The 504-nt window shown below is 52.4% G+C and carries 2 rRNA genes; both read left to right on the top strand.

The annotated features are described in order from the left end of the window. A 23S ribosomal RNA gene (locus AB4114_RS35880) occupies window positions 1-328 on the top strand; the annotation flags it as partial. Window positions 329-399: 71 nt separating this feature from the next. Continuing rightward, window positions 400-504: ribosomal RNA gene (gene rrf, locus AB4114_RS35875) — 5S ribosomal RNA — on the top strand; the annotation flags it as partial.

Below are 504 nucleotides of genomic sequence, written 5' to 3'. Positions count from 1 at the left end.
AAAGCGGTACGCGAGCTGGGTTCAGAACGTCGTGAGACAGTTCGGTCCCTATCTGTCGCGGGCGTAGGAAATTTGAGAGGAGCTGTCCTTAGTACGAGAGGACCGGGATGGACGTACCGCTGGTGTACCAGTTGTCTCGCCAGAGGCATAGCTGGGTAGCTATGTACGGAGGGGATAAGCGCTGAAAGCATCTAAGCGCGAAGCCCCCCTCAAGATGAGATTTCCCAGTATGTAAGACCCCTTGTAGACGACGAGGTTGATAGGTTCGAGGTGGAAGTGCGGCAACGYATGCAGCTGACGAATACTAATCGGTCGAGGGCTTAACCAAAATTCCTAAGAGWARKACTTTACGTTGAGTTTCGTATCTAGTTTTCAAGGCGCAAACAAACGCTTTGACTGTTTGGTGATGATGGCGGAAGGGATCCACGCGTTCCCATCTCGAACACGACCGTTAAGCCTTCCAGCGTCGATGGTACTTGAACCGCAGGGTTCTGGGAGAGTAGA

The sequence above is a fragment of the Paenibacillus sp. 2RAB27 genome (assembly GCF_052115445.1).
GTDB lineage: Bacteria > Bacillota > Bacilli > Paenibacillales > NBRC-103111 > Paenibacillus_E.
Note: the sequence above shows the minus strand (reverse complement) of the source record. Positions and strands in the feature narration are given on the sequence as shown.